The sequence below is a fragment of the Ensifer meliloti genome, assembly GCF_030064585.1.
In the GTDB taxonomy this organism is placed as follows: Bacteria; Pseudomonadota; Alphaproteobacteria; order Rhizobiales; family Rhizobiaceae; genus Sinorhizobium; species Sinorhizobium meliloti.
This window is the reverse complement of the sequence record NZ_CP120365.1, coordinates 2,286,876-2,299,165: the sequence shown is the minus strand read 5'-3', so window position 1 is coordinate 2,299,165 and position 12,290 is coordinate 2,286,876. Positions and strand designations below refer to the sequence as shown.

At 62.9% G+C, this 12,290-nt stretch carries 9 protein-coding genes; 5 read left to right on the top strand and 4 right to left on the bottom strand.

Annotation, left to right across the window (positions count from 1 at the left end):
• The first annotated feature begins 12 nt into the window (after nt 1-12).
• Together PZL22_RS18000 and PZL22_RS17995 are read left to right on the top strand one after the other, a co-directional pair.
• The gene (locus PZL22_RS18000; protein ID WP_013844943.1) at nt 13-807 is read left to right on the top strand and encodes a ParA family protein; all 795 of its coding nucleotides are present in this window, start codon (nt 13-15) and stop codon (nt 805-807) included.
• Nucleotides 808-839: 32 nt separating this feature from the next.
• Nucleotides 840-1,730 carry a ParB/RepB/Spo0J family partition protein gene (locus PZL22_RS17995; protein ID WP_003531736.1) on the top strand — a complete coding sequence of 297 codons (891 nt, stop codon included), beginning with the start codon at nt 840-842 and terminating at the stop codon, nt 1,728-1,730.
• A 9-nt stretch (nt 1,731-1,739) separates the two neighbouring features.
• Here the strand turns inward: PZL22_RS17995 and holA are convergent, their stop codons facing one another.
• Genes holA through leuS form a run of 3 tightly spaced genes read right to left on the bottom strand, consistent with a single transcriptional unit; the run spans nt 1,740 to nt 5,946 of the window.
• Nucleotides 1,740-2,771 (bottom strand): DNA polymerase III subunit delta, encoded by a 1,032-nt coding sequence (gene holA, locus PZL22_RS17990; protein WP_003531738.1) that lies wholly within the window; start codon nt 2,769-2,771, stop codon nt 1,740-1,742.
• Nucleotides 2,772-2,783: 12 nt separating this feature from the next.
• A complete protein-coding gene (locus PZL22_RS17985; RefSeq protein ID WP_003531740.1) occupies nt 2,784-3,329 on the bottom strand; it encodes an LPS assembly lipoprotein LptE in 546 nt (181 codons plus the stop codon).
• Nucleotides 3,316-5,946: a leucine--tRNA ligase gene (gene leuS / locus PZL22_RS17980; protein ID WP_003531742.1), complete on the bottom strand. Its 2,631-nt coding sequence runs from the start codon at nt 5,944-5,946 to the stop codon at nt 3,316-3,318. Before leuS ends, PZL22_RS17985 begins: the two co-directional genes overlap by 14 nt.
• Nucleotides 5,947-6,209: 263 nt before the next feature.
• Here leuS and PZL22_RS17975 point away from each other — a divergent pair, with 263 nt between their 5' ends.
• Nucleotides 6,210-6,869 carry a YggS family pyridoxal phosphate-dependent enzyme gene (locus PZL22_RS17975; protein WP_003531743.1) on the top strand — a complete coding sequence of 220 codons (660 nt, stop codon included), beginning with the start codon at nt 6,210-6,212 and terminating at the stop codon, nt 6,867-6,869.
• A 112-nt stretch (nt 6,870-6,981) separates the two neighbouring features.
• Nucleotides 6,982-8,889 carry an AMP-binding protein gene (locus tag PZL22_RS17970; RefSeq protein ID WP_284718523.1) on the top strand — a complete coding sequence of 636 codons (1,908 nt, stop codon included), beginning with the start codon at nt 6,982-6,984 and terminating at the stop codon, nt 8,887-8,889.
• A gap of 275 nt (nt 8,890-9,164) precedes the next feature.
• Here PZL22_RS17970 and PZL22_RS17965 read toward each other — a convergent pair whose 3' ends face one another.
• Nucleotides 9,165-9,863, bottom strand: coding sequence for a DUF1013 domain-containing protein (locus PZL22_RS17965; protein ID WP_003531751.1), 699 nt, complete (start codon nt 9,861-9,863; stop codon nt 9,165-9,167).
• A gap of 277 nt (nt 9,864-10,140) precedes the next feature.
• Between PZL22_RS17965 and acs the strand changes: the two genes are divergently transcribed.
• Nucleotides 10,141-12,090 (top strand): acetate--CoA ligase, encoded by a 1,950-nt coding sequence (gene acs / locus PZL22_RS17960; protein ID WP_003531753.1) that lies wholly within the window; start codon nt 10,141-10,143, stop codon nt 12,088-12,090.
• Nucleotides 12,091-12,290 lie beyond the last annotated feature (200 nt).

The window sequence follows — 12,290 nt, the reverse complement described above, 5'->3', positions numbered from 1 at the left end:
GGCGAGCGAAACATGTTTGGCCCAAAGAATCGGATTATCACTATTGCCAATCAGAAGGGCGGCGTCGGCAAAACGACGACGGCCATCAATCTTGCGACGGCGCTCGCCGCCATCGGCGAAAGGGTGCTGATCGTCGATCTCGATCCGCAGGGCAATGCCAGCACCGGGCTCGGGATCCAGCGTCGTGCCCGGCATCTGTCTTCCTATGAGTTGATGATGGGGACCCATTCCATCGGCCAGATTGCACAGGATACGGCGGTTCCGAATCTTGCCATCGTGCCTTCGACCATGGATCTGCTCGGCGTTGAAATGGAAATTTCCAAGGAATCGGACCGGGTCTTCAGGCTTCGAAAGGCTTTGGCTTCGGTGGATGCCCTCGCCTATTCCTATGTGCTGGTAGACTGCCCGCCCTCCTTCAATCTCTTGACGATGAATGCGATGGCGGCGGCGCATTCGGTTCTCGTGCCATTACAGTGCGAGTTTTTTGCGCTGGAAGGCTTGAGCCAGCTGTTGGAAACGGTGGATCAGGTGCGGCAGACGGTCAATCCGGGCCTCGATATCCAGGGTATCGTACTGACTATGTTCGATTCCCGGAACAATCTCGCCCAGCAGGTCGTCAGCGACGTCCGCTTGCACTTGGGGGATAAGGTTTATCATACGCTCATTCCCCGCAATGTGCGGGTGTCCGAGGCACCTTCCTATGGTAAGCCGGCCATTCTGTATGACCTTAAATGCGCCGGAAGTCAGGCTTATCTCCAGTTGGCCTCGGAGGTCATTCAGCGCGAAAGGCAGCGGAAGGCCGCCTAATCGTTTCGGTATCGTAATTAATTGGGTGTCAGATGAACGACGACAGCTCCAAGAGGCGTCTGGGTCGCGGCCTTGCCGCTTTGATCGGTGAAATGGATCAGCCGCTGCACACCGGCGCTGCTCCCGCCGCCGCCATCAGCGCCGATCGGCGGATCCCGATCGAGTTCGTTTCCCGTAACCCTCGCAACCCCCGCCGGCAGTTCGATGAGGCCGAGCTCCAGGACCTTGCAAGCTCGATCCGTCAGCACGGGATCGTTCAGCCGGTCGTCGTGCGCACCATCGGTCACGAACGATATGAGATCATCGCCGGCGAAAGGCGCTGGCGCGCGGCGCAACTTGCCGGCTTCACCGAAATACCGGTCATCGTGCGCGACGTCGACGACAGGACGGCGCTCGAAATCGCCATCGTCGAGAATGTTCAGCGCTCCGACCTCAATCCCCTCGAAGAGGCCCTGGGCTACGAGCAACTGATCGCGGAACACGGCTACACGCAGAACGATCTCGGCGACATCATCGGCAAGAGCCGAAGCCATGTTGCGAACAGCCTGCGCCTTCTGAAGCTGCCGGAGCCCGTGCGCGACATGCTTTCCGATGGCAGCCTTTCCGCGGGCCATGCCCGCGCGCTTATACCCACATCGGACCCGGTGGCATTGGCGCGCGCGGTCGTCTCGAAGGGTCTCTCGGTTCGCGAGGCCGAACGGCTGGCGCAGAACGACATCAAGTCGCAGAACGATCCCAACTACGCAAAGGGCCGCCAGCGCGAGGAAAAGGACGCCGATACGCTGGCGCTGGAGCGCACCCTGTCGGATAGCCTCGGCCTCGAAGTGAGTGTCAACCACAAGGCCAGCGGCGGGCATCTCAAGATCACATATAAGACGCTCGATCAACTGGAAGAGATTTGCCGGCTGCTCGAACGGCGTTGAAGTACAAACTCAACGCCTCGCCGACTGGATGGTGATCGCCAGGAGATTCTGGATCACCAGGCTTTCCTCGAGGCTCTGGCGGCTGCGGCTTTGATAGATCGTCGCCTGCAGGCGGCCCAATTCGCGTCGAATCGCCGGCCCGGTCCAGTGTTTCAGCGCCGCCTCGACAACCGGCTTGCGGCGGAAGTGCAGGCCGCGGCCGAGGCTTGCGACGACCTGGCCCGCAGACTGGCGGCTCGCATCCATTTCGGCTCGCATCACGTCGAGCTGCTGGAATTGCCTGAGGCAGGCCTGAAGCACCAGGAAAGGCGGCGTCTTGGATGTCGTGATCTTCTTCATCGCATGCAGCAGCGCGTCGGCGTCGCCCTTCAACACCGCATCGACCGCATCGTCGACCGAAATGGCGCTGGCGTCGCCGACGATACCGAGGACGTCATCCTCATCGACCATATCCTTGCCGCGGCAATAGAGGGCGAGTTTGCGAAGCTCGTTGCGCGAAGCCATGCGGTCGCCCCCGAGCGCCTCGACGAGGCGTTCGCGCGCGGCGGGACTGATGCGCAGGCCCGCTTCCGAAAGTTCCGTGTCGACAAGTGCCTGCAGGCCCCTGATGTCGTCGCTGTAGCAGGCGATCGAAGCGACGGAGCGAGAAGTCTCGCCAACCTTCCTGAGCGCCGCCCCCTTCTTGAGGTCGCCGGCTTCGACGATGAGACGGGCGCCGGCCGGGGGATCGGCCGCGAGGATCTGCAGCGCTTCGGTGAGCGCCTTCTCAGCGGACGCGCCGCGCACCCAGACCAGCTTGTCGCCGCCGAACAGGCCGATGGCATTGACCTCGTCAAGCACGCTACCGGCGCCCTGCAACGTAGCTGCGTCCAGCTTGACGACGGCGAAGGGATCATCGAGGGGGATGCCGAAGCTGCCGGCGAGCTCGGACGCGCGTTCCGAGACGAGGCCGCGATCGGGACCGTAGAGCAGGAATAGCCGGTAGATCGCCGCAGATCGCTGCAGGAAACTATCGAATTCGTGCGACTTGACCTCGCTCATCTGACGATCGGATCAGCGGCCGAGGGCGGCTGCAAGGTCGGCCCCGATAATCTCCGCCAGCTCCTTGGCGGCGCGGTTCTCGCCGTCGCGCACGGCGCGAATCTTGGCGAATTCCTGCTGGGGGAAATCGACCAAGGCGACGGCCGTCCGGTTGCCCGCCTTCACGGTCTCGCCGGTGGCGGTCTTGGTCAGGTTGTAGTCGGCCTTCACGACGATGCGGCCGGCTCCGGCGTCGTCGTCGTCATGGTCATTATCCGTGCTCTCATAGAGCACGCCCATTGTCCGGTGCGAGACGCTAAGCGCCAGATGGTATTGCGGATTGACCGGTTCGCCCTGGCCGCGCGACGTCAGAAAGACGAGGGCATTTCGGACTTCCTGCTCGACGCGGTCGTCGGCTTCCGAAATCTCGATCGCGGCAAGCGCGATCGACGTCGAGCCAGTCGGACCGTCGGAATAAAGGGGCCTGACCTGGCAGCCGCCGAGTACCGCAAGCGACAATGCGCCGGCTACGAAGCCCAAGGACCGAAGACGGAAGCCAGCTATATCAGACAACGACATTGACGATCCTCTGAGGCACGACGATGATCTTCTTCGGGCGGCCGCCGTTGAGCGCGGCCTTGACGGCATCCAGCGCGAGCACGGCGCTTTCGATCGCACTCTGATCTGCGTCGCGCGCGATTGTCAAATCGGCACGCTTTTTCCCGTTGATCTGGACCGGCAGCGTGATCTCGTTCTCGACGATGAGCGCAGGATCGAATTTCGGCCAAGGCCTCTCGGCGATGAGACCTTCGCCGCCGATCTCCCGCCAGCATTCTTCCGCAAGATGCGGCATCATCGGCGCGATCAGGTTGATCAGGATCGCGGCGGCGTCCTTTACCGCAGCAGTCAGAGCGTTGTCCGCCTTGCCGCTCGCGACCTGCGTCAGCGGGGCGGCCATGGCGTTCACCAGCTCGTAGATACGTGCGACCGCCTTGTTGAAGGCGAGCTTGTCATAGTCGGCCTCTACCGCCTTGAGCGTGCGATGGGCGGCCTGGGACACGGCAAGCCCCTCGCCTCCGCTTGCCGGCGCGGCATCGACGGCACGCAGCCTCTCCGCGGCCTCGGTCAGAAGACGCCAGACGCGCTGCACGAAGCGATGGGCGCCTTCGACGCCTGCCTCGGACCAGATGACGTCGCGATCCGGCGGCGAATCGGAGAGCACGAAGAAACGTGCCGTGTCGGCACCGTAGGAGCCGATGATGTCATCCGGGTCGACGACGTTCTTCTTCGACTTCGACATCTTCTCGATCGAGCCGATGGCGACTTCCTCGCCGGTCTCGATGTGGACCGCGCGCCGCTGTCCGTCGACTTCCTCCACGCGGATCTCGGCGGGCGTGATCCATTCCCGCTGCGCGCCTTCGCCGCGGCTATAGGTCTCGTGGACGACCATGCCCTGCGTGAACAGCCCCTTGAAGGGCTCGTCCAGCGCCACATGGCCGGTCGCCTTCATCGCGCGGGTGAAGAAGCGCGAATAGAGCAGATGCAGGATCGCGTGCTCGATGCCGCCGATATACTGGTCGACCGGCAGCCAGTGATTGGCCGCTTTCGGATCCGTCGGGTTGTCCTCCCAGGGCGCCGTAAAGCGGGTGAAGTACCAGGAGGAATCGACGAAGGTATCCATCGTGTCGGTTTCCCGGCGCGCGTCCTTGCCGCATTGCGGGCAGGCGACGTGACGCCAGGTCGGGTGACGATCGAGCGGATTGCCGGGTTTGTCGAAGGTCACGTCCGGCGGCAGCGTCACGGGCAGATCTGCCTTCGGCACCGGAACGACGCCGCAGTCGTCGCAGTGAATGACCGGGATCGGGCAGCCCCAGTAGCGCTGGCGGGAAATGCCCCAGTCGCGCAGGCGGAAATTGACCTTGCGCTCGGCGCGCGGCGTGCCGTTCAGCAGATCGTTTTCGAGCCTGGAGGCGACGGTCTCGAACGCCTCTTCCGCCGAAAGCCCGTCGAGGAAGCGCGAATTGATCATCACGCCGTCGCCGTCATAGGCCTCGTCGCCGATCGTGAAGGTCTGCGGATCGGCATCCTTCGGCATCACCACCGGAACGACCGGCAGATCATATTTGCGGGCGAAGTCGAGGTCGCGCTGGTCGCCCGAGGGGCAGCCGAAGATGGCGCCCGTGCCGTAGTCCATCAGCACGAAATTGGCGACGTAGACCGGCAGCTCCCAGTTCGGATCGAAGGGATGCCGTGCGCGTATGCCGGTGTCGATGCCCTTCTTCTCCGCCGTTTCCAGTGCGGCGAGCGACGTGCCGGCGCGCCGGCATTCCTCGCAGAAGGCTTCGATCTCGGCGTTCTTGGCTGCGGCATCCCTGGCGAGCGGATGATCGGCGGAGATCGCCAGGAAGGAGGCGCCGAACAGCGTGTCCGGCCGCGTCGTATAGACCGTGACGTCCTTTTCCTCGCCGGGGACCGTCGCCGGATCGAGCTCCCAGCGGACCGAAAGCCCTTCTGAGCGGCCAATCCAGTTCTTCTGCATCAGCCGCACTTTTTCGGGCCACTCGTCGAGCGTGTCGAGCGCGTCGAGCAGATCCTGGCTGAAGTCGGTGATGCGGAAGAACCATTGCGTCAGCTCGCGCTGTTCAACGAGCGCGCCGGAGCGCCAGCCGCGGCCTTCTATCACCTGCTCGTTGGCGAGCACGGTATTGTCGACCGGGTCCCAGTTGACCTTCGACTGCTTCCGGTAGACCAGGCCTTTTTCCAGGAAATCGAGGAAAAGGTGCTGCTGGCGCTGGTAATATTCGGGATCGCAGGTCGCAAATTCCCGGCTCCAGTCGAGCGAAAGCCCCATGACCTTGAGCTGCGCCTTCATCGAGGCAATGTTCTGGTACGTCCAGCTCGCCGGATGGACGCCGCGCTCCATGGCGGCGTTTTCCGCCGGCATGCCGAAGGCGTCCCAGCCCATCGGGTGCAGCACGTTGAAGCCGCGGGCGCGCTTGTAGCGGGCGACCACGTCGCCCATCGTGTAATTGCGCACGTGACCCATGTGGATCCGTCCGGATGGATAGGGGAACATCTCCAGGACGTAATATTTGTCGCGCGGATCGTCGTTCTTCGTCTCGAAGACCTTGCCCGCTTCCCATTGGTGCTGCCAGCGCGGTTCGGCATCGCGCGGATTATATCGTTCGGTAGCCATGTCTTTGTCGATGTTCCGGAAATTCTGCCGGGCGCGAGCGCCCGCGTGATAGCTGGCGTGACCTTCACCACGAAACGCCCCAAGCGTCAAGTTTTGAAGGATTCGCCAGGCGGTCCACTCGATTCGCAGTGCAAACGAGGGCAGATGACGCCACGGCCGAGGCGAACCCGCCCGCTCCGGCTTGTGCTGGACTTGGCAAGCGCCGCAAGTTTCAATAAGCCGCTAGCGAAGATGTCGAAACGATCTTGAACAGGAGCGTGGGGATGGAAGTCGAGGAACGGCTGAACGAAGTGCTGAGCCGGATTCGCGCAAGCGAGAAGTCGGCGAACCGTCCGGAAAATGCCGTCAGTCTGGTGGCCGTGTCGAAAACGTTCGACGCCGAGACGATCCGGCCGGTGATCGAAGCTGGCCAGCGCGTCTTCGGCGAGAACCGCGTGCAGGAAGCGCAGGCCAAATGGCCCGCGCTCAAGCGTGAGACCCCCGACATCGAGCTGCACCTGATCGGTCCGCTGCAATCCAACAAAGCTGCCGACGCCGTTGCGCTCTTCGACGTCATCGAGACGATCGACAGGGAGAAGATCGCGCGCGCGGTCGCCGCCGAAATGAAGCGCCAGGGACGCGACATCCGCCTCTATGTTCAGGTGAACACCGGTCTCGAGCCGCAGAAGGCGGGCATCGCGCCGGAAGACGCGGCCGCTTTCGTCGCGCTCTGCCGTGACGAGTTGGCTCTGAACATCGAAGGACTGATGTGCATTCCGCCGTTCGACGAAAATCCGGGACCGCACTTCGCCCTGCTCGCCAAGCTTGCCGGTCAGTGCGGCCTTTCCAGGCTCTCCATGGGCATGTCCGGTGACTTCGAAACGGCAATCGCCTTCGGCGCCACCGGCGTGCGGGTAGGCTCCGCCATTTTCGGAGCGCGCTGAGTCCCGCTCCCCATTACCCTTTCGTCGGGGTTCCCGTTTACCTCCGTTCGCCTATCTTTCGAAGTGGAGGAACCGGGCTTCTCGTCCGGAGAGCGAGTGGGAGGAAACGGGTATGGCGAGCCGCTATTCCGAAGTGTATGCCGCGTGGAAAACCGATCCGCACGGCTTCTGGGCAGATGCCGCATCGGCGATCGACTGGTTCAAGCGGCCGGAGCGCATTTTCGAGCCTGCCGGCGGCACCTATGGTCACTGGTTTCCGGACGGCGTCACCAACACCTGCCACAACTGCCTGGACCGGCATGTCGAGGCCGGCCGTGGCGAGCAGCTGGCCTTTATATACGACAGTCCCGTCACCGGCCGGATCGAGAGGATCTCCTATGCGGACCTGCTCGCCGATGTGAAGGCTATGGCTGCGATCTACCGCAAGCTGGGCGTCGACAAGGGCGATCGCATCATCATCTACATGCCGATGATCCCGCAGGCGGCGGTCGCCATGCTCGCGGCAGCGCGGATCGGCGCGGTGCATTCCGTCGTCTTCGGCGGCTTTGCCGCCAACGAACTCGCCATGCGCATCGATGATTGCCAGGCGAAGATCGTCGTCTCGGCGAGCTGCGGGCTGGAGCCCGGGCGAACCGTCGCCTACAAGCCTCTGCTCGATCAGGCGATCGAAACGGCCAGCCACAAGCCGGCCCGTTGCCTCATCTATCAGCGCGACATGCTCGCCGCCGAAATGGTTAGCGGCCGCGACATCGATTTCGCCGAAGCGCTTGCGGCGGCCAGAGACGCCGGTGAGGAAGCCTCTTGCACGCCGGTCGCCTCCACCGATCCGCTCTATGTCCTCTATACGTCCGGCACGACCGGCCAGCCGAAAGGCGTCGTGCGGGACAATGGCGGCCACATGGTCGCGCTCAGATGGTCGATGGAGCACTTCTTCGGAGTCAATGCCGGCGACGTGTTCTGGGCGGCTTCCGACATCGGCTGGGTGGTCGGTCATTCCTACATCGTCTATGGGCCGCTCCTCAACGGCTGCACCTCGGTCCTCTTCGAAGGAAAGCCGGTCGGGACGCCCGACCCCGGAACCTATTGGCGCGTCATTTCCGAACACGGCGTGGCCGTCATGTTCACCGCGCCGACGGCGCTGCGAGCGATCCGCAAGGAGGACCCGGAAGCGGCCCATGCGGGCCGTTACGACCTGTCGCGGTTCCGGGCCCTTTATCTCGCGGGCGAGCGGGCCGACCCGGACACGATCCGCTGGGCGGAACGGGCGCTGAAGGTCCCGGTCATCGATCACTGGTGGCAGACCGAAACAGGATGGCCCGTTGCCGGCAATCCATTGGGTCTCGGCCTCCTGTCGGTAAAATACGGTTCCCCGGCGGTTCCCCTCCCCGGCTATGACGTGCAGGTCGTCGACGACGCGGGCCACCCGGTGGAAACCGGCACGCTCGGCAATGTCGTGATCAAGCTGCCGTTGCCGCCCGGGTGCCTGCCGACGCTCTGGAATGCCGATCACCGCTTCCATGCGGCCTATCTCGAGGAATATCCCGGCTTCTACAAGACGGCGGATGCCGGCTATGTCGACGAGGACGGCTATATCTTCATCATGGCCCGGACCGACGACATCATCAACGTCGCGGGACACCGGCTGTCGACGGGGGCCATGGAAGAGGTTTGCGCCAGCCATCCGGACGTCGCCGAATGCGCCGTGATCGGCATCGCCGATCCCCTCAAGGGGCAGGTGCCGGCGGGCTTCCTGGTCATCAACGCCAATGTTTCCCGTGAAACGGAAGAAATCGAGAAGGAGGTTGTCGGTCTCGTGCGCGAGCGCATCGGGCCGGTCGCCGCCTTCAGGACGGCGGTCTGCGTCAAGCGGCTGCCAAAGACGCGATCCGGCAAGATTCTGCGCTCGACGATCCAGAAGATCATCGACCGACAGCCATGGACGATGCCGGCAACGATCGACGATCCGGCGATCCTGGACGAGATTACCGAACTGTTGCGGTCAAAGGGGATCGGCGTTTAGAGCGGGATGAGGAAAAGTGTGCGCGGTTTTCCGCCCCGCATCCCGCGTCTCAACTTCTTGGAATCGATCACGTTAATGCTTTTAGGTCGACCCGACTAAAAACATCGTGATCTAGCACTTCCAGGAAGTGTGCGCGGGACTGCACCTCGTCCGCCTGCCGGCAAGCGGGGCCAAAAGACAAGCGGCGCCCGCCTGCGTCGATCCTGTCAGCGACGGTCAATAAAAAACCCGGATCCTGCGATCCGGGTTTTCGCATCTCGCCGATGGCGAAGCGATCAGTAGTCGTCTTCCTCGTCGTCCTTGCGGTCCGACTTCAGCGACTTCAGCTTGGCGAAGACGGCATCGGCGTCGATTTCCTTTTCCTCTTCGCGATCCTGGCCGTAGTCGAGCTTCTCGGTTTCCTGTGCGGATTCGAGCGTTGCGCCGGTCTCGGCTGCCGAAGGCAGCGGGCGCCCCTTGGAGGCGCGCTCGACCTCGAGGTCCAGATCGATCTGCGAGCAGAGGCCGAGAGTCACCGGGTCCATCGGCGTCAGGTTGGCGGAGTTCCAGTGGGTGCGCTCGCGAATCTGCTCGATCGTCGCCTTCGTCGTGCCGACAAGACGCGAGATCTGCGCGTCCTTCAGCTCCGGATGGTTGCGGACCAGCCACAGAATGGCGTTCGGGCGGTCCTGACGCTTGGAGACCGGCGTATAGCGCGGGCCCTTGCGCTTGGAGTCCGGGACGCGGACCTTCGGCTCCGAAAGCTTGAGTTTGTGATTCGGATTTCCTTCGGCGCGTGCGATCTCGTCGCGCGAAAGCTGACCGGTAGCGATTGGATCGAGGCCCTTGATACCCTGCGCCGACTCACCGTCGGCAATCGCCTTGACCTCGAGCGGATGCAGCTTGCAGAACTGCGCGATCTGGTCGAACGAGAGTGCGGTGTTGTCAACCAGCCAGACGGCTGTTGCCTTGGGCATAAGCAGTTGCTGAGCCATGGATATAGTCCTTTTGTCCGTCCGCGCCGGTGTCGCGGGCCGTGGAGTCTACCACTCATTTCCGGGAATTGGGGGTTCTATACCGTTCTTGTCTCGAAATTGCAATTCTTCACTTTCAAATGTGCTTTTGTCTAATTGCGGACCGGAAGCGACCTGCTTATGAATTGTCGCAAAGGACCGGTGGGAGCCGATCCGGGGCGGAATGAGGAAATCTGTGCGCGGTTTTCCGCCGGCATTCCGCCCATGATCTGACCAGAAATGCGCAGGGAGGAAAATTATGGACGTCAAGACCTACCCGGTCCTGGAAGCGGCCAAGAACCGCACGCTGCTCGACAATGCGACCTATCTCGAATGGTATCGCGAGAGCGTTGCCGATCCGGAGAAGTTCTGGGGCGAGCACGGCAAGCGGATCGAATGGTTCGAGCCCTATACCAAGGTCAAGAACACGTCCTTCGAGGGCGATGTCTCGATCAAGTGGTTCGAAGACGGACTGACCAACGTCTCCTACAATTGCATCGACCGCCACCTGAAGACGCACGGCGAAAAGACGGCGATCATCTGGGAGGGAGACAATCCCTATCTCGACAAGAAGATCACCTATAACGAGCTCTACGACAAGGTTTGCCGTCTTGCCAACGTCTTGAAGGAGCAGGGCGTAAAGAAGGGGGACCGCGTCACCATCTATATGCCGATGATCCCGGAAGCAGCCTATGCGATGCTCGCCTGTGCCCGCATCGGCGCGATCCATTCGGTCGTTTTCGGCGGCTTTTCGCCCGAGGCGCTCGCCGGCCGCATCGTCGATTGCGAGTCCACCTTCGTGATCACCTGCGACGAGGGCGTGCGCGGCGGCAAGCCGGTTCCGCTCAAGGAGAACACCGATACCGCGATCGACATCGCTGCCAGACAGCACGTCACGGTCAGCAAGGTCCTCGTCGTGCGCCGCACCGGCGGCAAGGTCGGCTGGGCACCGGGCCGCGATCTCTGGTATCACCAGGAGACCGCGGCGGCAGAGCCGCATTGCCCGCCGGAAAAGATGAATGCGGAGGACCCGCTCTTCATTCTCTATACCTCGGGCTCGACCGGGAAGCCGAAAGGCGTGCTGCACACGACCGGCGGCTATCTCGTCTATGCTTCGATGACGCATCAATACGTGTTCGACTACCAGGACGGCGACATCTACTGGTGCACGGCCGATGTCGGCTGGGTCACCGGTCACTCCTATATCGTCTACGGGCCGCTCGCCAATGCGGCGACGACGCTGATGTTCGAGGGCGTGCCGAACTTCCCCGACGCGGGACGGTTCTGGGAAGTGGTCGACAAGCACAAGGTCAACATCTTCTATACCGCGCCGACCGCGATCCGCTCGCTGATGGGAGCGGGCGACGATTTCGTCAAGCGCTCCTCGCGTTCTTCGCTGCGCCTGCTCGGAACGGTCGGCGAGCCGATCAATCCGGAAGCCTGGGAGTGGTACTATCACGTCGTCGGCGACGAGCGCTGCCCTGTCGTCGATACCTGGTGGCAGACCGAAACCGGCGGCATACTGATCACGCCGCTGCCGGGGGCTACCGATCTCAAACCCGGCTCCGCGACGCGGCCCTTCTTCGGCGTCCAGCCGCAGATCGTCGACAGCGACGGCAAGGTCGTAGAGGGTGCGGCCGACGGCAACCTTTGCATCACCGATAGCTGGCCCGGGCAGATGCGGACGGTCTATGGCGATCACGAACGCTTCATCCAGACCTACTTCTCCACCTACAAGGGCAAGTATTTCACGGGCGACGGCTGCCGCCGCGACGAGGACGGCTACTATTGGATCACCGGCCGCGTCGACGATGTCCTGAACGTTTCCGGCCACCGGCTCGGCACGGCGGAGGTGGAATCGGCGCTCGTCTCGCACAACCTCGTTTCCGAGGCGGCGGTCGTCGGCTACCCGCATCCGATCAAGGGTCAGGGCATCTATTGCTACGTTTCGCTGATGGCCGGCGAGGTCGGAGACGACGAACTGCGCCAGGCGCTCGTCAAGCACGTCCGCTCGGAAATCGGACCGATCGCGACACCGGACAAGATCCAGTTCGCGCCCGGCCTGCCGAAAACACGCTCGGGCAAGATCATGCGCCGGATTCTCCGCAAGATCGCCGAGGACGATTTCGGTTCGCTCGGCGACACTTCGACGCTCGCCGATCCGGGCGTCGTCGACGACCTGATCGCCAATCGTCAGAACCGCGCTTGATGTGAGCTGCGGTATGGGTGGCAACAGCCCCTCATCCCGCTGCTGCGACCTTCTCCCGGCAAGCGGGGAGAAGGGACATTGCGCCACCGCACTCCCTCGCATTTGCTGTAACCGCATCAGCATTCTCGTCCCCTCTCTCCACTCGCGGGGAGAGGGTTAGGGTGAGGGGCGAAGCGCAAAGCGCTGTACGGGTGGAACGC

Coding starts and splice junctions, on each gene's coding strand:
- PZL22_RS18000 (WP_013844943.1), top strand. CDS start 13: ATGTTTGGCCCAAAGAATCGGATTATCACTATTGCCAATCAGAAGGGC.
- holA (WP_003531738.1), bottom strand. CDS start 2,771: ATGAGCGAGGTCAAGTCGCACGAATTCGATAGTTTCCTGCAGCGATCT.
- PZL22_RS17965 (WP_003531751.1), bottom strand. CDS start 9,863: ATGGCTCAGCAACTGCTTATGCCCAAGGCAACAGCCGTCTGGCTGGTT.
- PZL22_RS17985 (WP_003531740.1), bottom strand. CDS start 3,329: ATGTCGTTGTCTGATATAGCTGGCTTCCGTCTTCGGTCCTTGGGCTTC.
- PZL22_RS17970 (WP_284718523.1), top strand. CDS start 6,982: ATGGCGAGCCGCTATTCCGAAGTGTATGCCGCGTGGAAAACCGATCCG.
- PZL22_RS17995 (WP_003531736.1), top strand. CDS start 840: ATGAACGACGACAGCTCCAAGAGGCGTCTGGGTCGCGGCCTTGCCGCT.
- acs (WP_003531753.1), top strand. CDS start 10,141: ATGGACGTCAAGACCTACCCGGTCCTGGAAGCGGCCAAGAACCGCACG.
- PZL22_RS17975 (WP_003531743.1), top strand. CDS start 6,210: ATGGAAGTCGAGGAACGGCTGAACGAAGTGCTGAGCCGGATTCGCGCA.
- leuS (WP_003531742.1), bottom strand. CDS start 5,946: ATGGCTACCGAACGATATAATCCGCGCGATGCCGAACCGCGCTGGCAG.